The organism is Bradyrhizobium sp. DOA1, assembly GCF_001593325.1.
Classification (GTDB): domain Bacteria; phylum Pseudomonadota; class Alphaproteobacteria; order Rhizobiales; family Xanthobacteraceae; genus Bradyrhizobium.
The window spans coordinates 3896444-3921258 of sequence record NZ_JXJM01000001.1 but is presented as its reverse complement, the minus strand read 5'-3'; the positions used below and the strand labels follow the sequence as shown (position 1 = coordinate 3921258).

Here is a 24815-nt window from a genome sequence, read left to right as displayed (position 1 = left end):
CGGCAGTCGGAAATCCCAGGCGTTGCCGCGGTGATCGCGGTTGCTTCGGGCAAGGGCGGGGTGGGCAAGTCGACCACCGCGCTCAACCTGGCGCTCGGCCTGCGCGATCTCGGCCTCAAGGTCGGGCTGCTCGATGCCGACATCTACGGCCCCTCGGTGCCGCGATTGACCGGTCTGCACGACAAGCCGGAGCTGAACGACGAGCGCAAGATGATTCCGCTTCGGCGCTTCGGCCTCGCCATCATGTCGATCGGCTTCTTGGTCGAGGAGGAGACCGCGATGATCTGGCGCGGTCCCATGGTGATGTCGGCGGTGACGCAGATGCTGCGCGACGTCGAATGGGGCAAGCTCGACGTGCTCGTCGTCGACATGCCGCCGGGCACCGGCGATGCCCAACTCACGCTGGCCCAGAACGTGCCGCTGAAGGGCGCGGTGATCGTCTCGACGCCGCAGGACCTGTCCCTGATCGACGCCAGGCGGGGGCTTGCCATGTTCAAGAAGGTCAACGTGCCCGTGCTCGGCATCGTCGAGAACATGAGCTACTTTCAGTGCCCGCATTGCGGCACCAAGTCGGATATTTTCGGCCATGGCGGGGCGCGGCACGAGGCCGAGAAGCTCGGGGTACCGTTCCTAGGCGAGATCCCCCTGCACATGGCGATTCGCGCCACCTCGGATGCCGGCAATCCCGTCGTCGACAGCGAGCCGGACGGCCCTCATGCGGCGATCTACCGCGCCATTGCAGGCCAGGTCCGGGACCAGCTCAGGGGTGCCCTCGCCACGGCTTGAAGCGGTCGGCGCGGCAAGCGCTCGGGACATGCGACTTTCGTAGAGCCCCGTCATGCCATTGTCGCGTTCCGCAAGCGGGGCTTCCGTGTTAAACGCCCACGGCAGTCAAGCCCCCTTCGGTTCGGCGCGCCTAACGCGTCGCCGGAATGTGCGGCGGCAAGAAGAGAAGTTAAGGGGAAAACGCCCCAGCAAGGAGAGACCTGAAGATGAAGCGTCGTGACTTTCTTAAAGTGTCGGCCGCAGGCGCGGCGGCAACCGCGGTGGCCTCGCCGGCGATCGCGCAGTCCTCGCCCGAGATCAAGTGGCGCCTGACTTCGAGCTTCCCGAAGTCGCTCGACACCATCTATGGCGGCGCCGAGCAGGTGGCGAAGTACGTCGCCGAGATGACCGACAACAAGTTCCAGATCCAGGTGTTCGCGGCCGGTGAAATCGTCCCCGGCCTGCAGGCGCTCGACGCGACCTCGAACGGTACGGTCGAGATGTGCCACACCGTCTCGTACTACTATGTCGGCAAGGACCCGACCTTCGCGATCTTCGCCTCGGTGCCGTTCGGCCTTAATGCGCGCCAGCAGAATTCGTGGCTCTACCAGGGTGGCGGCAACGAGCTCGCCAACGAGTTCTTCAAGAAGTCGAACGTGGTCGGCTTCCCCTGCGGCAACACCGGCACCCAGATGGGCGGTTGGTTCCGCAAGGAGATCAAGACCGTTGCCGATCTCTCCGGCCTGAAGATGCGCATCGGCGGCATCGCCGGCCAGGTGCTCCAGAAGGTCGGCGTGGTGCCGCAGCAGCTCGCCGGCGGCGACATCTATCCGGCGCTGGAGAAGGGCACCATCGATGCCGCCGAGTGGGTCGGGCCCTATGACGACGAGAAGCTGGGCTTCGCGAAGGTCGCCAAGTACTACTACTATCCCGGTTTCTGGGAAGGCGGTCCGACCGTCCATGCTTTCACAAACCTGGACAAGTGGAATGCGCTGCCGAAGAATTATCAGGCAATCCTCACCAACGCGACGGCCAACGCCAACACCTGGATGGCCGCGCGCTACGACATGCAGAACCCGGCGGCGTTGAAGCGTCTGGTCGCGGGCGGCACCCAGCTTCGTCCGTTCACCAACGAAGTACTGGAAGCCTGCCTCAAGTCGACGAACGAGCTGTGGGCCGAGATCTCCGGCAAGAACGCCGACTTCAAGAAGTCAATCGACGCCATGCAGGCCTATCGCTCGGATGAGTATCTGTGGTGGCAGGTCGCCGAATATACCTACGACAGCTTCATGATCCGCTCGCGCACCCGCGGCTGATTGAGGCTCAGGTCGTAAGACCATTAGCCCGGCCTCCCCAGGGAGGCCGGGCTTTTTCTTTGACTGCGGTGCGATCGGGATGGCGTTCTGTCCCGTGATGTTCCATGCTGCCCTCAAGCCTCGGCAAGAAGGCTCCACGATCAGATCCATCAGGGCAGGAAATCATGAAGAGAAGAGACTTCATCAAGGTCACAGGACTTGGTGCGGCCGGTGCCGCCACGCTCGCGGCGCCCGCGATCGCGCAGTCGATGCCGGAAATCAAATGGCGCATGCCGACGAGCTGGCCGAAATCGCTCGATACGCTGTTTGGCGGCGCGGAGACGATGTGCAAGATGGTCGCGGAAGCGACCGACAACAAATTCCAGATCCAGATCTTCGCGGCCGGCGAGATCGTGCCGGGCCTACAGGTGCTCGACGCCGTGCAGAACGGCACCTGCGAGATCGGCCACACCGCGTCCTACTATTATTTCGGCAAGGACCCGACCTTCACCTTCGGCTCGGCGGTGCCGTTCGGTCCCAACATGCGCATCAACCAGGCCTGGTACATGCAGGGCGGCGGGCGAGAGGTGCTCAACGAGTTCTACAAGAGCTACAACGTCATCTCACTGCTCGCCGGCAACACAGGCTGCCAGATGGGCGGCTGGTTCAGGAAAGAGGTCAACACGCCCGACGATCTCAAGGGGATGAAGATCCGCGTCGGCGGCTTCGCCGGCCGCGTGCTCCAGAAGGTCGGCGTGGTGCCGCAGCAGCTTGCAGGCGGCGACATCTATCCGGCGCTGGAGAAGGGCACCATCGACGCCGCCGAATGGGTCGGCCCCTATGACGACGAGAAGCTCGGCTTCTACAAGATCGCGCCGCATTACTACTATCCCGGCTGGTGGGAGGGCGGGCCGATGCTGATGGCCTTCGTCAACCTCGACAAGTGGAACGCGCTGCCGAAATATTACCAGAGCGTGCTCGAGCAGGCCGGCCATTACGCCAACAACTACATGATGGCGCGCTACGACGCCGCCAATCCGCTGGCGCTGAAGAAGCTGCTCGCGGGCGGTGCCAAGCTGCACGCCTTCTCGCCGGCAATCATGGATGCCTGCTACAAGGCCGCCAAGGAGCTGCATGCCGAAGTCGGCGCGAGCAACGCCAACTTCAAGAAGGTCCACGACTCCCTCGCCAAGTTCACGAGCGACGGTTACGCCTGGTTCCAGGTCGCCGAGGTCGGCTACGACATCTTCATGGCGCGGCGCTCGCAAAGCTGATCACGCCACCTCTCGCATGCACCGCCCCGGAGCGAAGGCTCCGGGGCGTTGTCGTTGCAGCATTCGCGAGGGTGTCGAAACAAACCTCGAAAACAACCCCATGCACAGTAGACGGCGTCAGCATTATCAAGGACTTGCCACTGTCACTATCAGTGCCCGCTGAAATCCCGAGTTTATTGACCCGTCGGGCAAAACAGGGGTAGACATGGATCATCGCATAATCCGAAATCGTGCCACAAGCCATAAGGGCCCCGATGCACTTCGATCCCGATGAAGTTCAAACAGCACTTCGCAAGGCATGGTCGGCGTCGACGGCCAGCCAATGGACGGCGAGCAACCCGGCGGCAGGGCAATGCAACGTCACCTCGCTGCTCATTCACGAGCTCTTCGGTGCGATTTGCTGAAGACCCCACTGCCGGCCGGAGACCATTTCTATAATCGGATCGCAGGCGTGAGGTACGACTTCACGGCGAGCCAGTTCGACCAGCCGGTAGCTTATATGGATTTGCCCGCCAACCAGGCCGACGCAGGGGTTCATAGTCTGCTATCGAGGCCTCCACTGCTCGCGAAACTGCCCTGGTGTGATGCCGGCAACCCTGCGGAAGGCACGGGTAAAATGGGCAGGGTCTGCGTAGCCCGAAGCGAACGCAACCTCGATGATCTTGGAATCCGTGTCTCGTAAGAGCTTCCTGGCGTTCTCGAACCTTACGGCATCCAGCAGCCCCGAATACGTAACGCCAGCGCGAGAGAGCTTGCGTTGAAGACTGCGCGCACTCACGCCCGCCATTTCCGCGATTTCGGCGAGCACCGGAAGCCGCTCGTCGAGATATGATGGAAGCATCAGCTTCAGTGTTTGTATGAAGTCAACGTTCGAATGTTCGAGGTGGTCGCCATAGAGATTAGGAGGACTTTCGCTCGCCCGGTTAGGGAGGCTCAGGAGCGCAACAGGTACATCGATCCACGATGCTTCCTGACCGGACAGGAATTGAGACGTGGGCCAGGAAGACTGACATGCTGGACCTGGCGTGTACCGAGCTTCAAAGGCGATAGTCGCCGGAGCCCAACCCGATCCAGCGAACTGGCGAACGATATAGATCGGAAAAACGTTCTGAAGCCACTGTGAATGCTCGAGATGCTGAAGTCCCTTGGTGCCCGCAAGCCTGCTGCAATAGCGAACATGATCGCCGTGGTGCTCGAGCCAATTGCTCAGGTTTGAGTCTTCGAGCGATGCCCATTTGCATGCCTGTTCCAGCGCGACAAGCAACGTCGGAGAATGACTGATTAGATTTCGGGTCTTTTCACTGAGGTGCCCGAAATGCAGCGTTCGGGCAGCGTGGAATCCGAAATCCTCGATGCCCTGCGAGTTGCTGGCGAACTCTGCAAATTCTATCGCAGGTAAAATCGGGATGTAGTGATCGGATTTTTCCTCCAACGAAGCGGGTAGCCGAAACTTTTCCAGCAGCGAAGCAGTCGGCGCGCCGACATCGTTCAAAATGTTCGCGAAAGGACTAAGATGCTGACAACGCGTCAAATGAATCTTCGGCATTGAAGCACCGCGACAAGCCTGAAAGCGTACTAACACGAGTTCGCTAGGTGCAGGATGCTGCTCCCTGCTCGGGCCCAGACTACCAGTTCAGGGAGATTCCTTGCTGTATTTTTTTGCCGCGGATGATCGTCCCGCAGAGATTGCAGGTCTCATCAATTCCATTTGACGAGAATTTTGGCGTCTGATGGCCAGATGCACCTTCCCGGTGTTCGTAGTGTCCTGACCGAATTCCTTTGAGGGAGCATGGGCTTCGCGCCTCACGTCAACCGATGAGAGCCGTCCGCTTGCCTTCATCCAGGGCGGTCCACGCCGCCATTTTTGCGTCACTGCGGCAGGGTGACGCAACCCTTGATAGCGCCGCCGATGCGCTGAAAATCAGTCGCCGCACACTGCAGCGTCACCTCGAACGTATGGGCACAAGCCACAGCAAAATGCTGGCCGCAGTCCGGTTGGAGATCGCCTGCCGCTTGCTCGCCGATTCGAATAAGCGCTTGGCAGAAATCGCGAAATTCCTCGGTTACGCCAACGCGAGCAGCTTCAGCCGCGCCTTTGCGCGTTTGATGAAAATTCAACCTGTCGCTTATCGGCGGCAGCAACGGGGCCGCGAGCATGATCGGTTGCACCCTCGCCGACGTTCTCACCCGATTGAGATCTGAGCAGCCCAGACGATTGGCGCGAAATGGCAAGACGCGCGACTTGAATTGGCGCGAAATGCGGAGAGCGCTGCGGCGGTGAAGGCGCATGGAAGCGGAAGAGGCGCTTACCGTTGATCCAAATCAATGGCGACGTTGCGAGAGTTGAAAAGTGTGGCCGGTATTCGCCAGGGCGCTCTTCTATCTAAGCGAGCATTAAGCAAATCCAATTCCGATAGCCATACCTGAAGGAGAAGATTTTATGATCGTTCGTCTCTCCCGAATCGCGTTTTGCGCAGCTGCTGTAGTGGCTTTCTCGCAGCAGCTTTCTGCTCAGTCCGTGGCAGAGAATAAGCCGCATATTCCGCTCGAGAAATCCATAGGCCAAGCGAAGCCTGAAGTCGTTCCGTCGCTTTTTGTCCTCAACTCGCGTGGCGCCAGCCTGAAGGAAGGTAAGTTGGTGCTGACGGGAATTTCACCGAATGCGATCGTGTTTGCCGATCGGCCGGTTCGCGCCGCCGGGCACGATTTGACGTCACGAATTATCGAGGATTGGGGCAATGGCAGCGACAACTTCGCAAAGGATCCTCCCAATGCCACGGTGTCCGGATTCAAGAAGGATGGATCATCGGTAGTCGACGCCGTCGTTGTGCTGAAATCGCCCAAGCTTGAGGGCGACAAGTTGACCTTCGACGTAGACGTACTCGAAGGCGACCTCGCAGGAGCGGATGGACCAGCATCGGTGTTTATTGACATCATTGGTCGGCCATTCACGCCAATGTCGTTTGCCGGCGTCGCCCGCCGGACAGCGTGGCGCGGAGCGTTCTATCGCGGCGCAGCCTTCGCAGGAGCGGCAGCTGTGGCCGGCGCTGCGGCGTATCCTTATTACGCTCCGCGATGCGGATATTACCCATATCCGCCTTGCTATTGACGACCATCGGCGGCGCCGCAGCCACCTACTGCCGCAATGCTCTGAACGGCTCCTCCTAAAGACGTGAGCCGCAAATTGAACCGTCATTCGTCTTGTATCAGGAAGGAGATAACGATGAACATCACCCGTCGATCCCTCGCAGTTGCTGGAATGGGGCTGCTCGCCGGAGCCGCTGCCACAAGGTCGGCACTTGCGCAAGATTCCTTTCTCGGAGTGGGAGAAGGCCTGGAGGACTTCTGGCTCGCGAGCGACGCCTACATCTTCGGCTATCCACTCGTGACAATGGAGATGACGCGCCGCGTCATTTCCAACGTTGCCGACCCCGTCGGGACGCGAGCGCCAATGGGTCAGATGATCAAGATGCGCCAATACCCGGACGCTTCGTACCGAGATGTCACGGCCCCGAACGCCGACACGCTGTACACGAGTTCCTTCTTCGACGTCGGCAAGGAGCCTTGGGTGCTCAGCATTCCGGATATGAAAGGTCGCTACTTCCTAATGCCAATGCTGGACGGCTGGACGACCGTGTTTCAGGTACCGGGAAAGCGCACCACCGGCACTGGTGCGCAGACCTACGCGATCACCGGCCCCGGATGGAAAGGCACGCTGCCGGCCGGCGTGAAGGAATATAAATCGCAAACTAACATCGTCTGGCTGCTCGGCCGCATCTATTGCACGGGCACGCCTGAGGATTACGCCGCCGTGCACAAGCTGCAGGATGAGTGCAAGCTCGTCCCGCTTAGCGCCTATGGCAAGGCGTACACGCCGGCACCAGGAAAAGTCGATCCGTCGGTCGACATGAAAACGGCGGTCCGCGAGCAGGTCAATCGCATGGACGCGGTGTCGTATTTCAAGCTGTTGTGTGAGCTGATGAAGGCCAATCCGCCATATGAAGCAGACAAGCATCAGCTTGCCAAATTTGCCCGGATCGGCATCGTCCCAGGGCAGGATTTTGACGAGAGTAAACTCAAAGCGGACTTCCTGAAGCGCGTGCCGGAGCTGTCTTTCGACAGGATCATGCTTCAGTTCAAAATCAATAAGGCCATGAAGGACGAGAATGGTTTTGCCTACACGACCAAAGGCGGCATCTATGGCACCGACTATCTGATGCGGGCTTTGATTACCGCTATCGGACTTGGCTGCAACCGGCCGCAAGATGCAATTTATCCGGTCTCGCAAAAGGATGGAGAAGGCCACAAGTACAATGGTGCAAACAAATACGTTATGCGGTTCCCGAAAGGCCATCTGCCTCCTGCCGATGGATTCTGGTCGCTGACCATGTACGACAGCGGCTACTTCTTCGTGAAGAACCCGATCGACCGCTACTCGATCAGCGCCCGCGAAGATCTGAAGGAAAATGCGGACGGCTCGACCGATCTGTACATTCAGAAGGATTCTCCAGGTAAAGACAAAGAGTCGAACTGGCTTCCCGCGCCCGAGGGAGAGTTCATTCTCATGCTGCGCATGTATTGGCCGCAGGAAACGGACCCCTCCATTATTAACGGCACATGGACGATTCCACCGGTCAAGAAAGCCGGGGCCTGAGAATAAGAGTCCTTGCCGGCGGTCCGATCCTCGATTGACCAAACCGCCGGCAAGGGACCTTGGGTGCTGGGGGTTCTTTCATGTTTATCATCCTGACCCTTTATCTCGTCTTGGTGTGGCTCATCTTCTCCAAGCTGAAGCTGGTAAAATGGGGGTGGGGGTCCGGCACTGTCGCTGCGCTCTTCGGCGGATTCATTCTTGCGACGTTCCTGGGGATGTTCAACTACCTGACTCCGTCAGGCAGCTTCGTGGTGATCTCGCGCGTCGTCGAGGTTACGCCCAATGTTTCAGGTGAGGTGTCAGAGATAGCGGTCAAGCCGAACGTGCCGGTGAAGGCCGGGACCACGTTGTTTCGGATTGATCCGGCACCATTCCGGTTCAAGGTCAACCAGCTGGAGGCGTCGCTCGCCGGAGCCAAGCAGCAGGTGCTGCAACTCAAGGCCAGCTACGCCCAAGCGAGCGCCAACGTCGAGGGGCTGACCAAGCAGCTCGCCTATCACGACAAGCGGCTCGCCGATTACGTGCAGATGGCAGGTGATGGCGCTCAGAGTGAATTTCGGCTGCAAGACACGCAGGTGCAGCAGGAGACCGTCAGCGCGCAACTACTGGCATCCAAGGCAGCGCAGCAGAGCGCCAAACTCGCGATGGATGCCGAAATCGGCGGCGTCAATACCACGGTGGCACAAATCCAGGCCCAGCTCGACCAGGCCAGGTGGGAGCTCGACCAGACGACCATTCGCGCCCCGGGCGATGGCTATGTCACCGTCATGGCACTGTCCGTCGGTGACCGTGCAGGACAGCACAAGGCTGTGATGTCCTTCATCATCAGCAACGACATCACCATAGTGGGCATGTTCTCGCCGAACGGATTCCAGACGATCAAGCCCGGTGCCGCAGTCAAGCTCGTGTTCGACAACGATCCTGGCCGCATTCACCATGCGACGGTCACCGGCATCCCGCAGGGTGTCGGACAAGGAGAGATTGCGGTTTCAGGCACGCTGGCGAAGGTCGGCTCGATCGGCGGTGTCAAAGCCTATCCGGCGGCTATTTCCGTACCGAAGGACATCGACCGCAGTCAGTTGAGACTCGGGATGCCCGGGACGGCCACGATATTTGCTGAGAACGCCGGCGTCATCGGCCTGATTAAGTCGATTCTGGTCTGGGTCAGTTCGTACATTGCATATCTCTGAACCGATTGATCTTCAGCGTCCAGAATAGGGCAGTTCAAGAGTAACAAGGCGGGCAAGCTTGCAGCTCGCGACCAACGCGTGGAGGGCGATCAGATGAAGCACACCTTCGAAGGAAGATTCGCTCGTCGGCTCATCAAGCCGACGGCCACCCTCGCGTTGGCGATGTGTGGATGCCTCCCTGGCGCCGCCTACGCCGACGAAGGTGGCGTTTCCTATTGGCTTCCCGGCCGCTTCAGCAGCCTTGCGGCGACCCCTCAAGTCCCCGGCTGGTCGATGGCTGCGGTTTACTATCACACCAGTGTCAGCGCCTTTGGCACGGCAGCTGCCGCCAGGGAGATCCATGTTGGCCGCATCCCCGCCAACGTAAACGTCGACCTGAACCTGCGCCTGAATGCGCAGGCCGATCTCATGCTGCTCAATCCCACCTACACCTTCGCAACACCAGTGCTGGGCGGACAACTCGCCATCGGTGTAACCGGACTGTTTGGGCGATCGACCGCCGATCTCGCCGGAACGCTGACAGCGGCCGTCGGCCCGCTGGCGGTGACGCGCATGGGCGCTTTCGGCGATTCCATCACCTCGGTCGGCGACCTCTACCCGCAGGCGACGCTCAAGTGGAATGCCGGCGTGCACAATTTCATGACCTACGTGACGGGAGACATTCCCGTCGGGGCCTACAGTCCGACCCGCCTCGCCAATCTCGGCATCGGTCACGCCGCCATCGATGCCGGCGGAGGCTACACCTATTTCAACCCGAAGGCCGGCCATGAGTTTTCGGCGGTCGCGGGCTTCACTTACAATTTCAAGAATCCGGACACGCAGTACCAGAACGGCATCGACTTCCACGTGGATTGGGGTGCCTCCCAGTTTCTATCCAAGCAGCTCTTCGTCGGCCTTGTGGGATACGCCTATCAGCAGATTACCGACGACTTCGGCCAGCATCCTGCCCTCGGTGGCTTCCGCTCCCGGGTGTTAGGGGTCGGTCCGCAGATCGGCTTTCTGTTTCCCGTCGGCGACATGCAGGGCTACCTGAATCTCAAGGGATACGGCGAGTTCGCCGCCGAGAATCGCCCGGCCGGCTGGAACACGTGGCTGACGTTCTCGATCTCCCCGATGGCGCCCGCCGGCACTGTAGCGTCAACCCGGCGCATGACGAAATAGCCGCGCAGCACTTGGAAGCGATGCAGAATGTTGCCAGACACGCCGTCGGTCAGTCAGCTCTCCCACGTCATTTCCCAGGCGGCCGCACCCGCGTTTCTTCTTGGCGCTCTGGCGGCCTTCATTGCGGTGTTGATATCCCGCCTGAACAGGACCATCGACCGGTCAATCTACCTGAACCATATTCCCGATGACGATCAGGCGAGATGCCGGCTCAAGGCGGACCTTCCACGTCTCGTCCGACGCGCCGCGATGATCAATCGCGCGATCTTCTGGTCCATCATGGGAAGTATCTCGATAGGCGTCATGATCATCGTCGGTTTTGTGAGTGCGTTTTTTCAGATTCAGCACGAGCGAGGCGTCGCCATCCTTTTCATCATTTCCATCGCCGCCTTCATCGTGTCGTTGGTGGATTTCGCGCGTGAGGTCCGTATTGCGCTCAGCGAATTCGATCACCATGGCTGATAGACTTGCCTCAGACATATCGAGCCCAGATTAAGCGTGTGATCCGTTAGTAACCTTAGCCCTCGACGTCGTATTGTTTGCTGAGGTGATCGCCGATCTGGACCAGCATCGCGACACATTCGGGGTAACCCGGCCGGTCTGAAGTGGCCTGATCTGCACTGGCCCGAAACTCCCAGGAATTGCCGTCCCGGACGATGGAGATCGACATTCCACCAGGGCAATCAGCATGAACCTTCAACTCCGCCCGCGCCATCGCGATCAGTTCGCTTTCGGATTTGACAGGTTTGCTCATTCACTTCGTCCTTTCGTCCCGGCTGGAGATTCATCTACATCTAGAACCAACGAACAGATCCTCGCGACGGTATCTGGGGCATGTCATCTCGACGAGGCAGTGATGGTGGTAGCCTGGGGGAGGCCATCCCAATTGAGCCAGATATATCCGCTTTGTTGCGGAATCGGTAAGGCCTTATGGTCGCATTCCAAGTCGCGGCTGTGCGCCGGCAGGCCTGCCTTACGCGAATCTGACAACGGCAGTGCGCCGGACTGCCAAGCTTTTTTCGCTGGCCCCGGCGCTCGGAATGCTGGAGAACAGCCAGATGCGGCGCGAGCCGTGGAGTGAACCGGAACATCCGGCGGGACTAGGATGCGCCTTCTGATCGTCGAGGACAATGCGGAGCTGTCACGGCTCGTGGCCGGCGGGCTGGCCGCGGCCGGCTATGAGAGCGACATCGTGGGCAGTGCGGCCGAGGCGCGCGAGGCGGTGAACAGCGTCAGCTATGCCGCGATGATCCTCGACCTCGGCCTGCCTGATGCCGACGGCCTGTCGGTGCTGCGCGAGTTGCGCCACCAGATGGAGCCGCTGCCGGTGCTGGTGCTCACGGCCCGCGGCGGCCTGCAGGACCGTGTCACCGGCCTGCGCAGCGGCGCCGACGACTATCTGGCAAAGCCGTTCGCCATGGAGGAGCTGGTGGCAAGGCTGGAGGCCATCCTGCGCCGGCCGGGTCAGCTGCTCGGACGCTCGCTCAGTCTCGCCAACCTCGTCTACGACACCGAGAGCCGCCAGGTCTTCGTCGACGACCAGCCGCGGGCGATGTCTGCACGTGAGACCTCGGTGCTCGAGATCCTGTTGCGCCGGCAGGGGCGGGTGGTGCCGAAGAAGAACGTCGAGGACCACATCTTCGGACTCGAAGGAGAGGTCGCCTCCAATGCGGTCGAGGTCTACGTCTCGCGCCTGCGCAAGCAGCTCGCCGAGCACCGCGCCCGAGTGGTGATCCATACCATCCGTGGCGTCGGCTATCTCATGGCCGAGGAAAAATAGCGTGGCTGCCAGCGGCCGCGCCGGATCGTTCGCGTTCAAATCGCTGATCTGGCGCATCGTCTTCCTGCACATCCTGGCGGTTGCGATGGTCGCGATCGTCCTGCCCCTGGTGCTGTTCTGGCTGCTCAATTCCGAGATCGACCAATTGCACCGCGACGGCATGCGCGCCCAGGCCGAGGTGCTGGCGGAGCGCATCGTCGCCCAGCCTGACGGCTCGCTGACGTTCAATCTGCCCGACAGCCTGCGCGGACTCTATTCGGACGCTTACGGCCGCTATCAATACGACATCCGCGATGACGAAGGCCGGCTGCTGTTTTCCTCGCACCGAAGGGCCGGCGCCGCTGTGCGTCGGCCGTCCGAGACGATCTCCGGCGCCAGCGTCACCCGGATCATCGACGGCAAGCCGGTCCGCGTCCAGGTGGCGGAGGATCTCGCGCATCGCGACGTCATCATCGACGATATCGTCTCGAACTTCTTCAGGCGGGTCGGGTGGATCACCATCCCGATCCTGCTGGTCCTGCTCGCCACCGACATCATCATCTTCCGCCGCGCGATCGCGCCGCTGTGGAAGGCCTCCGAGGAGGCCAGCAATATCGGCCCGGCGCGCACCCACATCCGCCTGCCGACGAAGCAGATCCCGCGCGAGATCATGCCGCTCGTCACCGCGGTGAACGAGGCGCTCGACCGGCTCGAGGACGGCTTTCGGGTGCAGCGGCAGTTCACGGCCGACGCAGCGCATCAGCTGCGCACGCCGCTCACGATCCTGCGCACCCGGATCGAGACGCTCGGCGACGGCGCCGCCCGGCAGGCGCTGCTGGCCGACATCGAAGCCATGAGCCGCATCGTCGCCCAGTTGCTGGAGATCGCCGAGCTCGACACGCTGGTGCTCGATCCCGGCGAGACTGCTGACTTGCGCGCGGTCTGTGCCGAGGTGGTCGGTGCGATCGCGCCGCTCGCGATCGCGCAGCACAAGGACATCGCATTGAAAGGCAGCGACGCGCCGGTGATGATCCACGGCAATTCGGAGATGCTCCAGCGCGCGATCTTCAACCTTGCCGAAAACGCCATCAAGTTCACGGCCAGGGACACCGCCGTCGAGGTCGATGTGGGCGGGGACGGATCGGTGCGGGTGCGCGATTGCGGTCCTGGAATCGCCGAGGCCGAGCGCGAGCTGATCTTCCAGCGCTTCTGGCGCCGCGACCGCCATCGCAGCGACGGCGCCGGGCTGGGGCTCTCGATCGTGCGCGGCGTCGCCGACGATCATGCGGCAACGGTGGCGGTCGAGAACCTTCCCGGCGGCGGCGCCGAGTTCACGCTGCGGTTCAGGCTGGCGGAGAAGGGGGCCTGATGGCCCTATCTGGAGGTACGGCTATCGCATGGGGGCGAATTTCGCCTGTAGCCATCCTTCGAGACGCCCGCCGTTGGCGGGCCCTCAGGATGAGGATTGAGTACGTGGCTGCAGGTTAGACGCGCACCGATGCTGCTTAGCCTCATCCTGAGGAGACCGCGAAGCGGTCGTCTCGAAGGACGAGGCGGGCGCTCAGGTCGCGCCAAAGAGGGAGCCCATGCCGAATGCCGCTGCATCCGGCCGCGCTCGCTTCCCGCTACTTCTGCGGTGGCCCCAAATCCAGCGGCGGCAGCTCGATCTGCGGCACCTCGATCTTGACCTTGTCGAGATCGACATTGAGCGGCTTGTCGAGCAGGCCCGTGACAAAGACCGGGAAGATGATCACCAGCAACACCATGATGAGTTGCAGGCCGATCCAGGGCACCGCGCCCCAATAGATGTCGGAGCTCTTGACCTCCCTCGGCGCGACGCCGCGCAGATAGAACAGCGCGAAGCCGAACGGCGGATGCAGGAACGAGGTCTGCATGTTCACGCAGAGCATCACGCCGAACCAGATCAGGGCGGCGTCCGCGCCCACCACGGGGGTGAGGAGCTTCTGGGCGATCGGCGCGATCATCGGCAGGATGATGAAGGCGATTTCGAAGAAGTCGAGGAAGAAGGCCAGGAAGAAGATGAAGAGATTGATGAAGATGAGGAAGCCCCAGACGCCGCCGGGCAGCGAGGTCAGGAGATGCTCGAGCCAGACGCCCCCGTTGACGCCGAGGAACACGACGGAGAAGCAGGTCGATCCGATCAGGATGAAGGTGACCATGCAGGTGAGGCGCATGGTGGACTGGTAGCCCTGCGTGATCAGGTCGCGCAGGTCCGGGATGCGCGCGGCCCGAATGCAGATCCACGCGATCGCCAGATAGGTCACCGCGAAGGCGATCTTGAAGATCAAATTCTCGCTGAACAGGATCGCCACAATGGTGCCGATGCCGGCCGCGATCACGCCGAGGATCAAGATCTTGTTGTCGGTCGAGGAGAAGTCCTTGTGGTGGATCGCGGCGAGCACGATGGCGCCGACGGCGCCCATCGCGCCGGCCTCGGTCGGTGTGGCCAGACCCATCATCATGGTGCCGAGCACGACGAAGATCAGCACGGCCGAGGGGATGATGCCCATCAGGCACTTCTTCCACAGCGCCCAGCCGGTCAGCGTCCGCGCCTCCAGCGGCACCGGCGGCACATGGTCCGGCTTGATCAGGCCGAGGAGGAAGGTGTAGCCGGCGAACAGGATGATCTGGAACACCGAGGGGCCCCAGGCGCCGAGATACATGTCGCCGACCGACTTGCCGAGCTGGTCGGCAAGCACGATCAGCACCAGCGAGGGCGGCACCAGCTGCGTGATGGTGCCGGAGGCCGCGAGCACGCCGGTGATGTAGCGCATGTTGTAGCCGTAGCGGATCATCACCGGCATCGAGATCAGCGCCATGGCGATGACCTGCGCCGCCACCGTGCCGGTGATGGCGCCGAGGATGAAGCCGACGATGATGACGGAATAGCCGAGGCCGCCGCGGACCGGGCCGAACAGCTGGCCCATCGAATCCAGCATGTCCTCGGCGAGGCCGCATCTCTCCAATATGGCGCCCATGAAGGTGAAGAACGGGATCGCGAGCAGGAGCTCGTTGGAGAGCACGCTGCCGAACACGCGGCCGGGGATCGCCTGGAGGAAGTTCAGATCGAAGAAACCGAGATGGATGGCAAGGAAGCCGAAGGAGAGGCCGACGGCGGCAAGCGTGAACGCCACGGGGAAGCCGATCAGCATCGCCAGGACCAGGCCGCCGAACATCAACGGCGGCATCATCTCCAGCGTGATCATTGGGTCGGCCTCTCGTACTTTGCGTCGATCGTCACATAGCCCTGGAGAGCCGCGATACGCTTGATGACTTCGGAAACACCCTGAACAGCCAGCATCACGAAGCCGGCGGGAATCACGAACTTGATCGGCCAGCGGATCAGGCCGCCGGCATTGGCCGACATCTCGCCGACGCTGTAGGCCTGCATGAAGAACGGCCAGGACAGGTAGGCGAGCAGGAGACAGGAGGGGATCAGGAAGAGCAGGGTGCCGAGCATGTCGAGCCAGAGCTGGCCGCGCTCGGACAGGGTCAGGTAGAAGATCTCGACCCGCACATGCTCATTGCGCTTGAAGGTGTAGGCGGAGCCGAACATCACGAGAATGGCGAACATGTACCATTGCAGCTCCAGCCAGCCGTTCGAGGAGTCGTTGAAGGCGTAGCGGATCATGGCGTTGACGGCACTGACGAGGCACGCCAGCAGCACGAGCACGTTACAGACGTACCCGATCTTTTCATTGAGAGTGTCGATGGCGTTGCTCAGCGCCAGCAATGGACGCATCTTACTTTGTCTCCGTCGCGGTCTTCATGGCAATAGCATCAGCACGCATGCGAAATGGACGGGACTGCACGAGTCATTCTTCGCATGAAGAGCGCCGTCGATCTCTCTCCTCATGCGTCTAAGTCCTGTGATCGCGAAGGACCCGTGGCGGAGCGCGGGTTCAGTCGCTATTGCTTGGGTTGACCGAAATCGAGCGGCGGCAGCTCGATCTGCGGCACCTCAATCTTGATGGTGCTTGGATCAATGTTCGGCAGGCTACCTTTATAGTGCATGACCATTGAAGGGAATGCGATCACCAGGGCTACCATGATGATCTGGATGACGACGAACGGCACTGCGCCCCAATAGATCTGGCCCGTGGTGACAGGGTCCATCCTCTTGCCGGTGACGCGATCGGTGTATCGCTCCTTGGGGGCGACCGACCGGAGATAGAACAACGCAAAGCCGAACGGCGGATGCATGAACGATGTTTGCATGTTGACGCCGAGAATGACGCCGAACCAGATCAGGTCGATGCCGAGTTTCTCCGCGGCCGGGCCCAGCAGCGGAATCACGATGAATGCCAGCTCGAAGAAGTCGAGGAAGAAGGCCAGTATGAACACGAACACGTTGACGAAGATCAGGAAGCCGACCTGGCCGCCGGGCAGGGAGGTCAGGAGATGCTCAACCCAGACGTGGCCGTTGACGCCGTAGAACGTCAGCGAGAATACGCGGGCGCCGACCAGGATGAACACGACGAAAGCCGACAGCTTCGCAGTCGATTCCGTGGCCTGCCGGATCAGGTCCCAGCTCAACCGCCGCTTCGCGGCACCGAGGAGGAGGGCACCGGCGGCACCCATCGCGCCGCCTTCGGTCGGGGTCGCGATGCCGATGAAGATCGTGCCCAGCACCAGGAAGATCAGAAACAGTGGCGGGACCATGACGAAGGTGGTCTGCTGCGCCATCTTCGAGAGGAAGCGGAAGCCGGTCAGCTTATCGATGACCCAGTTCAGCACCGCAACGGCGAAGGCGAAGATGATGCCGTAGAACATGCTGAGCACGACGTAATCGGCGCCGTGCACGCTCGAATTGCGCATCATGAACCAACCGAACACGCAGCTCGCGAGGAAGAGCACACCGAGCGACACGAGGCCGCGATCACCATTGTCCTCTCTGAAGCCGATGGCCTCCGGCGGCAAGCCGGGCGTGGCCTTGGGGAAGATCATACTGACGAGGAAGGCATAGCCGGCATAGAGCCCCGCGAGCACGAGGCCTGGGATGAAGGCGCCCTCATACATATCGCCGACGGACTTGCCGAGCTGGTCGGCCATCACGATCAGGACGAGCGAGGGTGGAATGATCTGCGCGAGCGTGCCGGATGCTGCGATGACGCCGGATGCCACGCGGCGGTCATAGCCATAGCGCAACATGATCGGCAGCGAGATCAGGCCCATCGAGATCACGGAGGCGGCGACGACGCCCGTCGTCGCGGCGAGCAGCGCGCCGACGAAGATCACGGCATAGGCAAGACCGCCGCGAATGGTGCCAAACAATTGCCCAATGGTGTCGAGCAGGTCCTCTGCCATGCCCGACCGCTCCAGGACCAATCCCATAAAGGTGAAGAACGGGATAGCGAGCAGCGTGTCGTTGTTCATCACGCCGTAGACCCGCTCCGGAAGAGCCTGGAGGAAGTCGGGATGAAACTGGCCGAGCTCGACGCCGATGATGGCGTAGAACAGGCCGACGGCGCCCAGCGAGAATGCCGCCGGATAGCCAAGCAGCAGCATGACGACCAGCGACGCGAACATAATGGGCGCCATGTTGGCGATGATGAATGCGGTCATGATTCCCCCCTAAACCGTCGCCAACGGTTACTTCTTCTCGATCACTTCGACGAGGTGCTCGACTTCGGCCTCCAGTGCCGACACCTGCGATTCATGGGGGTCCGGAATCAGTCCGCGCATGACCGCAATTCGCTTGATGAGCTCGGAGATGGCCTGGACGAGCAGAAATGCGAACCCGACCATGATCAAGGCCTTGGCGGGCCATTGCGGCAGACCGCCGGCATTGCCGGATTGCTCATTGATCTCGAACGAGCGCAGGAAGAATGGCACGCCGGTAATGATCATGATGACGCACAGCGGGATGAGGAAGAACAGATGACCGACCACGTCGATCACGTTGCGCACCTTCTTCGGCAGCGTGTTGTTCACGATGTCGATGCGGATGTGCTCGTTGTCGAGCAACGTCCAGGGCGCGCACAGCAGGAAGACGATGCTGAAAAGCACCCATTGCAGCTCAAGCCACGAATTGGACGACGTATCGAACGCCTTGCGGACGATTGCGTTGACCGACGAGATGACGACCGCGACGACGATCAGCCACGCAATACGTTTGCCCGTCCAGCGTGTGAATGCGTCGATCCTGCTGCTCAGCCTTAGGAGCGCGTGCAACGATAGGTCCTCCCCCGATTGTGCCCCGGCCGTCTTGACTGCGCCGAGCTGGCGCGTGGCTTATCTCGCCGCGCAGGCATGAGGCGGTCGCACCAAACCAGCGGCTTAGCGTGCCGTCAATCGGAAAATGGGCAAATTGACGCGCCGTCAAAAGCTTAGGTTTGCGAGGCGCGGGACGATCGTCAGCCGCCGGTGACGCTCATATGCCTGGAGACGCTGGGACGGTCGTGGCGGCGGTCGATGATGAAATCATGGCCCTTAGGCTTCAGCCCGATGGCACGATCGATCGCATCCGCAAGCAGCATATCCTCGGCTGATGCACGCAGAGGTTTGCGCAAATCGGAGGCATCCTCGTGACCGAGGCAGGTGTGCAGCGTTCCGGTGCAGGTGATGCGCACCCGGTTGCAGGATTCACAGAAATTATGAGTCATCGGCGTGATGAAGCCGAGCTTGCCGCCGGTCTCCGCGACGCTGACATAGCGCGCCGGTCCGCCCGTGGTCTCGGCGAGGTCCGTCAGCGTGAATTGCTGGGCCAGGCGGGCGCGCACCAGCGACAGCGGCAGATATTGGTCGATCCTGCCCGATCCGATCTCGCCCATTGGCATGACCTCGATCAGCGTCAGGCCCATGCCCTTGCCGTGGGCCCAGCGCATCAGTTCGGGGAGCTCGTCCTCGTTGAGGTTCTTCAGCGCCACCGCGTTGATCTTGACGCCGAGGCCGGCGGCACGCGCGGCCTCGATGCCTTCCAGCACCTTGTCGATCTCGCCCCAGCGGGTGATCTCGCGAAACTTCTTGGGATCGAGCGTGTCGAGCGAGACGTTGATGCGGCGCACGCCGCAATCGGCGAGCTCGCGCGCATGCTTTGCAAGCTGGGTGCCGTTGGTGGTCAGCGTCAGCTCGTTCAAGGCGCCGCTCGACAGATGCCGCGACAGCGAGCGCACCAGCGACATCACGTTGCGACGGACCAGAGGCTCGCCGCCGGTGAGCCGCAGCTTCTTCACGCCCTTGGCGATGAAGGCCGAGCAGAGCCGGTCCAGCTCCTCCAGCGTCAGCAGATCCGCCTTGGGCAGGAAGGTCATGTCTTCCGACATGCAGTAGAAGCAGCGCAGATCGCAGCGGTCGGTGACGGACACGCGCAGGTACGAGATGGTCCGCCCGAACGGATCGGTCATCGCGCTCGACAGCGCGGCGCGGGGATTTGCAGAAGATCCGTTCATACCAAATGCCTTGTCCCTGCGGGCAACGGGCGCGCTGCCGTTCAGCAGTGCTCTGGAAGCAATCTAAGCATCGGACGCGGCTAGGACAATTGGGTGGTATACGTAGTCACCGCTTGCCAGCGTTCGGATCGGGAAAAGGCGAAGCCGCGGTCGGAGCAGCCTCCGCCGGCGCTGCGGCGACCGCGGGTTCGGCGTCTTCGGCTGGTGCGGCCTGCGGATCGGCTAGGGCGGGGCGGCCGGCTGCCGGCCAGGCTCACCCCCGCAAACGCAATCGCGATGACACGACGCATGACTGCGACGAACCGCCACATCCCCAGGGATGGCACCTGGAGCAGGCAACCGGCGCGCCGCGAATGGATAATAGATGGTTAGCATAGGGTTCCGAAGAATAGCTACGCTTTTTCAATGGTTTGCGGAGGGTCTGTTCGCCATCAGGCTATGTGCCGCGGCCGGCAGGTCGCGCATGTGATGGATCAGCCGGTCAGGCTTCAGCTCGGCGATAGGCACGTCCGTGTAGCCGAAGCTGACCCCGATCACGGGCACCCCGGCGCGCCGCGCGACGCCGACATCGGTTCCGGCATCGCCAACCATGATGCTGGCTTTGACCTCTCCGCCGGCGCGCGCCACGGTCTCGCGAAAGATGGTGGGATCGGGCTTCTGGACGCCAAAAGTGTCGGCGCCGCAGATCGCCGCGAAGCGGGGGCTGAGGCCGAGCTGGTCCAGCAGCCGCTTGGACAGCCATTCCAGCTTGTTGGTGCAGACCGCAAGGCGATGGCCCTGGGCGGCAAACTGGTCGAGCGCGGTCTCGAGACCCTCGAAGGGGCGGGATTCGACCGCGATGTGGTCGGCATAATAGGCGATGAAATCCGCCGTCATCCGGTCCATGTCGGCGGGGGTCACCGAGCGGCCCTCGGCCTCCAATCCCCGCTCGATCAGCTTGCGGGCGCCGGCGCCGATCATGTTGCGGGCCGAGGCCATGGGGACGGGCGGCAGCCCTTCGCGGTCGAGCACATAGTTGAGCGCGGTGATCAGGTCGGGCGCCGTATCCACAAGCGTGCCGTCGAGATCGAAGACGAGGGTGTAGGGGGAGGTCATGATCCAAGCGCTATCGGGCCGGCCGGACCGGCGCAAGGGCCGACGCCATAAGTTCACCTTATAAGATCGGCCCAAAGGCCTGTTCCCGCGGGAAAAACGAGGCTACATAGGCCGCCGCAAGCGGCTATATCGGCGGCACTCTCGATCCAGAGGCAGAGGCGGGCGCAGATTTGAACATGGACCAGTTGAAGCGGCAGGCTGCGGCGCGCGCGCTCGAGGAGGTGCGTGACGGCATGCAGCTCGGGCTCGGCACCGGCTCGACCGCGAAACATTTCGTCGAGCTGCTCGGCGAGCGCGTCGCCGCCGGACTCAAGGTGATTGGCGTGCCGACCTCGGAAGCGACGCGCGCGGATGCGGAGCGCTGCGGCGTGCCGCTGACCACGCTGGACGAGATCGACCATCTCGACATCACCGTGGACGGTGCCGACGAGATCGATCCGGATCTCAATCTGATTAAGGGCGGCGGCGGCGCACTGCTGCGCGAGAAGATCGTGGCGGCGGCCTCGGATCGGATGATCGTGATTGCCGACGACAGCAAATGGGTGCCGACGCTCGGCAAGTTTCCGCTGCCGGTCGAGGTCATCCCGTTCGGGCTGGGCGCGACGCGCCGCGCGATCGAGAAGGCATTTGCCGCATGCGGCGTTTCCGGGCAAATGGCGGTCCGCAAGGCCAAGGGCGGGGACAAGGACGGCCACGTTTTCGTCACCGATGGCGGCCACTGGATCGTCGATGCCCAGCTCGGTCGTATTGTCGATCCACCCGCTCTCGCCAAGGCGTTGAGCGCCATCCCCGGCGTGGTCGAGCATGGCTTGTTCATCGGCTTGGCCAGCTCGGCCGTTCTGGCGGGCGGCGAGGGAATTCGCGTGATTGAACGGCGCAAGCCGAAAGGAGACCAGGAATGAAGAGCGTGTTGAGATTCTTGCCGGTGACGGCCCTCGCTGTGGGGCTGGCGCTTTCGGCCGGTACGGCGATGGCGCAACAGCCGGCCGCCAAGGCCCCTGCAGCACCGGCCCAGCCGAAGGCCTCGCCCGCGGCGATTGCGGCGGCCAGGGAGATCTTGCAGATCAAGAACGCGACCGCGATGTATACCGGCGCCGTGCCCGGCCTCGTCGAGAAGACCAAGATCGCGCTGATCCAGCAAAATCTCAACTACCAGAAGGACCTCAACGAGGTCGCGCAGGTCGTGGCGCAGCAGCTCAACGGCCGCCAGAACGAGATCGGCGAGGGCATGGCGCAGATCTATGCCAGCGAGTTCACCGAGCAGGAGCTGAAGGACCTCGTCACCTTCTACAAGTCGCCGCTCGGCAAGAAGCTGATCGACGCCGAGCCCCGCGCCATCGGGCTCAGCATGGCTTTCATGAATTCCTGGGCCCAGAACTTCTCCGAGACCGTGATGGGGGCCTTCCGCGCCGAGATGCGCAAGCGTGGCAAGGAGATCTGAGCGCACCTATCTGAAAGGTCGTTCTTGAAAGAGGTCGGAGTGGACAATGGCTGAATTCGACGTCGACCTCTTCGTCATCGGTGGCGGCTCGGGCGGCGTGCGGGCCGCTCGCATCGCGGCCGGCCATGGCGCGCGCGTGATGATCGCGGAAGAGTACCGCATGGGCGGCACCTGCGTGATCCGCGGCTGCGTGCCGAAGAAGCTGTTCGTGATCGGCTCTCATGTCCGTCACGAGATCGAGGACGCCGCCGGCTTCGGCTGGACCATCCCCTCCATGAGCTTCGACTGGGCGACACTGATCGCCAACAAGGACAAGGAGATCGCGCGGCTGGAGGCGGCCTACACCGCCAATGTCGAGAAGTCGGGCGCAGAGATCGTCAAGAGTCGGGCGGTGATCGAGGACAAGCACACCGTCCGCCTGCTCGAGAACGACCGGAAGATCACCGCGAAATACATCCTGATCGCCACCGGCGGCGCGCCGAACCACGGCGCTTCGATTCCCGGCATCGAGCACGTGATCTCCTCCAACGAGGCGTTTCATCTCAAGAAGCTGCCGAGGCGGATCGTGATTCAGGGCGGCGGCTATATCGCGCTGGAATTTGCCGGCATCTTTGCCGGCTTCGGCTCCGACGTCACCGTGATCTATCGCGGCGACAACATCCTGCGCGGTTTCGACGAGGACGTTCGCGCTCACGTCCGCGCCGAGATGGAGAAGCAGGGCATCACCATCCTCACCGGCTGCACGGTGACGAAGGTCGATCGCCACGGCGAGGACTTCACCACGCATCTGTCGAACGGATCGAGCCTCGCCTCCGACCAGGTGATGTTCGCGATCGGCCGCCATCCGGCGGTGGCCAATCTCGGCCTCGAGAAGGCCGGCGTCGCCATCAACCCGAAGAATGGCGGCATCGCGGTCGACCATTTCTCGAAGAGCTCGGTCGACAGCATCTACGCGATCGGCGACGTCACCCATCGTTTCAACCTGACGCCGGTTGCGATCCGCGAGGGCCATGCCTTCGCCGACACCGTGTTCGGCAAGCGCGAGGTCACGGTCGATCACGCCAACATTCCGACCGCGGTGTTCTCGCAGCCGGAGGTCGGCACCGTTGGTCTCACCGAGACCGAGGCGCGCGCGCAGTTCAGCCACGTCGACATCTACAAGACGACCTTCCGCCCCATCAAGGCGACGATGTCCGGCCGCGACACCCGCGTGCTGATGAAGCTCGTCGTCGACGGGGCGACCGATCGCGTGCTCGGCTGCCACATCGTCGGCGATGCCGCCGCCGAGATCACGCAAGCCGTGGCGATCGCGGTGAAGATGAAGGCGACCAAGGCTGATTTCGACGCCACGATCGCGCTGCATCCGACCGCGGCCGAAGAGCTGGTCACCATGCGCACGCCGACCGCCCGCCACGTGCGGCAGGCGGCGGAGTAGGCTCAGCGTCTAGCCATAGAGATATCCAACCGGCCTGCCTTCGGTGCGCAGCGGGCGGATATCCTTTTGCGTTATGATCTGGCCGGCGAGGCCGTCGATCTCGTCACGCTGCGTCGGCGTCCAGCTGCGAAGCTCGTTCATCCCCTTGAGCAGGCCGAGCCGGAGAACCTGGGTGTTTTCGCTGATGCCGACGAGGCTGATCGCATCCTTGCCCGCAGTCACCACATCGCCGGCGGAGAGTTCAAAGCTCTCGCCGGCCTTTTTCCTGAACTCGGCCGTGCCGCGAATGACGCGGTAGATCACGACCTCGCCCTTGGCAAAGCAGCTCGCGTCCGCGGCGACCGACATGCTCTTCGGCAGCAGCGACTGGCCGTGCGGATCGGTCGCGATGATATGGCCGGTGACGAGATGACCACTTGGCACCTCGATGCCGATATCGCGCAAGTACACCGGCGTGGCGGACTTAACTGAACCGTCTGTGAGCGGTCTGAATAGCGCATCCAGCGCCAGTGGATCCTGCAGCCAGAAGCCGGCATCGGCCGGCCGGTTGTGCAGCTTGTGACTCCAGGCCACACGCGGCGTTTCGGCTTCGTTGATCTGGTCGGGACCGACGATGGTCGGATTCGGAAAGGTGGTGGGGTCGGTGATGAAGGCCTCGAGAAATTTGCCGGAATAGCCCATTGAGATCGGATCAGGCACCACGGTCTGCGGCGTCCTCAAATTCTCTTCAGTCGACAGGCCAGACCAGGTGTAGAACAGCTGGCGGTGAACGATCGCGCTCTGCAGCATCACCGCGCCCGGGCCGACATTGTAGAAGCGCCCGTCATAATCGAAGGTGAAGGCGCCGGAGGTGACCAGCACGAGCTGGAAGCCGCCGGGCGGAAGATGCAGATGGAAGTCGGTGGGTCCGGTGTCGGGGCGGTAGATCGGCAGATTGGTCGCGACTTCGTGCAGGAGGAAGGTCTCATTGTTGGCGTGAAAGCCTTCGTTGGCGCGATTGTAGAGCGCTTGCGGACGATAGGTCGCCTCGAACTTCGCATTCCGATCGCGGTCGATGGCGACGAAGTCCTGCGTGTTGAGGCGGAGCGGTGCGCCGTTCGGATGGGTTAGGCCGGTCGTCTTGAGATCGCCCGCAGCATGCACGTTCATGACGTTCTCCGCTCTGCCCCGTTGCTTCGCTGACAACGTCATTGCGAATATTGGGCCAGTTGCTTTGCGAAGCTGCAAGTGGCCCCGGCATCGTGATGCGGACGCACCGGTGCGGGAAGAAATCCGGTGGTTGCACGGGACGTTAGATCGACGTCTCGTTCTGATCGTGAGACGCCGCGCGAGGG

At 62.1% G+C, this 24815-nt stretch carries 23 protein-coding genes and 1 pseudogene; 15 read left to right on the top strand and 9 right to left on the bottom strand.

The window, feature by feature from the left end; translation table 11 throughout:
• The 4 genes and pseudogenes from SE91_RS18725 to SE91_RS35405 all read left to right on the top strand — a co-directional run.
• On the top strand, positions 1–786 hold a 786-nt coding region (locus SE91_RS18725), incomplete at its 5' end, for an Mrp/NBP35 family ATP-binding protein (RefSeq protein ID WP_061848627.1).
• A gap of 206 nt (positions 787–992) precedes the next feature.
• Positions 993–2081 carry a TRAP transporter substrate-binding protein gene (locus SE91_RS18720; protein WP_061848626.1) on the top strand — a complete coding sequence of 363 codons (1089 nt, stop codon included), beginning with the start codon at positions 993–995 and terminating at the stop codon, positions 2079–2081.
• Positions 2082–2245: 164 nt separating this feature from the next.
• Entirely contained in the window at positions 2246–3334 is a 1089-nt protein-coding gene (locus tag SE91_RS18715; RefSeq protein WP_060735723.1) for a TRAP transporter substrate-binding protein, read from the top strand.
• Between the two features lie 254 nt (positions 3335–3588).
• Positions 3589–3806, top strand: a pseudogene (locus SE91_RS35405) (YunG family protein); the annotation flags it as partial.
• Between the two features lie 72 nt (positions 3807–3878).
• Here the strand turns inward: SE91_RS35405 and SE91_RS18710 are convergent.
• Positions 3879–4880 carry a helix-turn-helix transcriptional regulator gene (locus SE91_RS18710; RefSeq protein WP_082813751.1) on the bottom strand — a complete coding sequence of 334 codons (1002 nt, stop codon included), beginning with the start codon at positions 4878–4880 and terminating at the stop codon, positions 3879–3881.
• Positions 4881–5149: 269 nt separating this feature from the next.
• Here SE91_RS18710 and SE91_RS38160 point away from each other — a divergent pair, with 269 nt between their 5' ends.
• The 6 genes from SE91_RS38160 to SE91_RS18680 all read left to right on the top strand — a co-directional run bounded on the left by SE91_RS38160 (position 5150) and on the right by SE91_RS18680 (position 10801).
• Positions 5150–5536 (top strand): helix-turn-helix transcriptional regulator, encoded by a 387-nt coding sequence (locus tag SE91_RS38160; RefSeq protein WP_082813750.1) that lies wholly within the window; start codon positions 5150–5152, stop codon positions 5534–5536.
• 238 nt (positions 5537–5774) lie between these two features.
• Positions 5775–6443 carry a hypothetical protein gene (locus tag SE91_RS18700; RefSeq protein ID WP_245318476.1) on the top strand — a complete coding sequence of 223 codons (669 nt, stop codon included), beginning with the start codon at positions 5775–5777 and terminating at the stop codon, positions 6441–6443.
• Positions 6444–6557: 114 nt separating this feature from the next.
• Entirely contained in the window at positions 6558–7988 is a 1431-nt protein-coding gene (locus SE91_RS18695; RefSeq protein ID WP_061848624.1) for a DUF1254 domain-containing protein, read from the top strand.
• Positions 7989–8068: 80 nt separating this feature from the next.
• Positions 8069–9178, top strand: coding sequence for an HlyD family secretion protein (locus SE91_RS18690; protein ID WP_061848623.1), 1110 nt, complete (start codon positions 8069–8071; stop codon positions 9176–9178).
• Positions 9179–9340: 162 nt separating this feature from the next.
• A complete protein-coding gene (locus SE91_RS18685) occupies positions 9341–10339 on the top strand; it encodes a SphA family protein (RefSeq protein WP_061851192.1) in 999 nt (332 codons plus the stop codon).
• Between the two features lie 27 nt (positions 10340–10366).
• Positions 10367–10801: a DUF2721 domain-containing protein gene (locus SE91_RS18680; RefSeq protein WP_061848622.1), complete on the top strand. Its 435-nt coding sequence runs from the start codon at positions 10367–10369 to the stop codon at positions 10799–10801.
• 55 nt (positions 10802–10856) lie between these two features.
• Here SE91_RS18680 and SE91_RS18675 read toward each other — a convergent pair whose 3' ends face one another.
• Positions 10857–11093: a hypothetical protein gene (locus tag SE91_RS18675; protein ID WP_060735727.1), complete on the bottom strand. Its 237-nt coding sequence runs from the start codon at positions 11091–11093 to the stop codon at positions 10857–10859.
• Between the two features lie 351 nt (positions 11094–11444).
• Between SE91_RS18675 and SE91_RS18670 the strand changes: the two genes are divergently transcribed.
• Both SE91_RS18670 and SE91_RS18665 read left to right on the top strand, forming a co-directional pair.
• Positions 11445–12119 carry a response regulator transcription factor gene (locus SE91_RS18670; protein WP_061848621.1) on the top strand — a complete coding sequence of 225 codons (675 nt, stop codon included), beginning with the start codon at positions 11445–11447 and terminating at the stop codon, positions 12117–12119.
• A gap of 1 nt (position 12120) precedes the next feature.
• Complete coding sequence (locus tag SE91_RS18665) at positions 12121–13467, top strand: sensor histidine kinase (protein WP_061848620.1); 1347 nt, start codon at positions 12121–12123, stop codon at positions 13465–13467.
• Between the two features lie 256 nt (positions 13468–13723).
• Here SE91_RS18665 and SE91_RS18660 read toward each other — a convergent pair whose 3' ends face one another.
• The 6 genes from SE91_RS18660 to SE91_RS18635 all read right to left on the bottom strand — a co-directional run bounded on the left by SE91_RS18660 (position 13724) and on the right by SE91_RS18635 (position 20605).
• Positions 13724–15325, bottom strand: coding sequence for a TRAP transporter large permease (locus SE91_RS18660; protein ID WP_061848619.1), 1602 nt, complete (start codon positions 15323–15325; stop codon positions 13724–13726).
• Complete coding sequence (locus SE91_RS18655; protein WP_060735730.1) at positions 15322–15861, bottom strand: TRAP transporter small permease subunit; 540 nt, start codon at positions 15859–15861, stop codon at positions 15322–15324. Before SE91_RS18655 ends, SE91_RS18660 begins: the two co-directional genes overlap by 4 nt.
• Before the next feature lie 167 nt (positions 15862–16028).
• Positions 16029–17684, bottom strand: a complete 1656-nt coding sequence (locus SE91_RS18650; protein ID WP_060735731.1) for a TRAP transporter large permease — start codon at positions 17682–17684, stop codon at positions 16029–16031.
• A 27-nt stretch (positions 17685–17711) separates the two neighbouring features.
• The gene (locus SE91_RS18645; RefSeq protein WP_060735732.1) at positions 17712–18293 is read right to left on the bottom strand and encodes a TRAP transporter small permease subunit; all 582 of its coding nucleotides are present in this window, start codon (positions 18291–18293) and stop codon (positions 17712–17714) included.
• A gap of 182 nt (positions 18294–18475) precedes the next feature.
• Complete coding sequence (gene moaA / locus SE91_RS18640) at positions 18476–19510, bottom strand: GTP 3',8-cyclase MoaA (RefSeq protein WP_060735733.1); 1035 nt, start codon at positions 19508–19510, stop codon at positions 18476–18478.
• 402 nt (positions 19511–19912) lie between these two features.
• Entirely contained in the window at positions 19913–20605 is a 693-nt protein-coding gene (locus tag SE91_RS18635) for an HAD-IA family hydrolase (protein ID WP_061848618.1), read from the bottom strand.
• 170 nt (positions 20606–20775) lie between these two features.
• Here SE91_RS18635 and rpiA point away from each other — a divergent pair, with 170 nt between their 5' ends.
• The 3 genes from rpiA to gor are packed head-to-tail and all read left to right on the top strand — an operon-like array spanning position 20776 to position 23481.
• The gene (gene rpiA / locus SE91_RS18630; RefSeq protein ID WP_061848617.1) at positions 20776–21507 is read left to right on the top strand and encodes a ribose-5-phosphate isomerase RpiA; all 732 of its coding nucleotides are present in this window, start codon (positions 20776–20778) and stop codon (positions 21505–21507) included.
• Entirely contained in the window at positions 21504–22046 is a 543-nt protein-coding gene (locus SE91_RS18625; RefSeq protein ID WP_008552900.1) for a DUF2059 domain-containing protein, read from the top strand. Before rpiA ends, SE91_RS18625 begins: the two co-directional genes overlap by 4 nt.
• Positions 22047–22092: 46 nt before the next feature.
• Entirely contained in the window at positions 22093–23481 is a 1389-nt protein-coding gene (gor, locus tag SE91_RS18620; RefSeq protein WP_008552898.1) for a glutathione-disulfide reductase, read from the top strand.
• Positions 23482–23490: 9 nt separating this feature from the next.
• Here gor and SE91_RS18615 read toward each other — a convergent pair whose 3' ends face one another.
• Positions 23491–24630, bottom strand: a complete 1140-nt coding sequence (locus tag SE91_RS18615; protein WP_061848616.1) for a hypothetical protein — start codon at positions 24628–24630, stop codon at positions 23491–23493.
• Positions 24631–24815 lie beyond the last annotated feature (185 nt).